Annotated in this window: 1 protein-coding gene; it reads right to left on the bottom strand. The window is 52.5% G+C overall.

Annotation, left to right across the window (positions count from 1 at the left end):
• On the bottom strand, positions 1-321 hold a 321-nt coding region (locus I6F20_RS37695; protein WP_225131622.1), incomplete at its 3' end, for a hypothetical protein.
• Positions 322-396: the final 75 nt, after the last annotated feature.

Raw genomic sequence — 396 nt, 5'->3', positions numbered from 1 at the left:
GGTGGTGCTAAACGTAGCAAGCATAGGTTCGGTCCCGCAATCACTGCCTTTACCCTGCTTGACCAGACCATAGGTGACGGTAAAGGGGCGTGTTTTTTCATAGTAGCCCGGTCGGGCGTTACCGGCAGGAATATCGCCAAAGTTAATTTCGCTTGGCGAAATAGATACCGTGGGGACGCAGGCCATTGTTCTGATACGGGTCAGGCCGGTAATGAAAAGATTATAGTTGGCGCCAGCGGTGCCGTTGCGTAGACCGCCTTGGCCATCTACCTGAAAAAGCGACAATTTTAGGTTATCGTCTATTTTACCTTCCCCGGTCACTCTGCGGCCCGTCGAGATGATATAGACCTGGTAAACCAGGCTGAATGTCTGCCCAATGGCCGGGGACTTACAGGT

The organism is Bradyrhizobium sp. IC3123 (assembly GCF_020193625.1).
Taxonomy (GTDB): domain Bacteria; phylum Pseudomonadota; class Alphaproteobacteria; order Rhizobiales; family Xanthobacteraceae; genus Bradyrhizobium; species Bradyrhizobium yuanmingense.
Note: the sequence above shows the minus strand (reverse complement) of the source record. Positions and strands in the feature narration are given on the sequence as shown.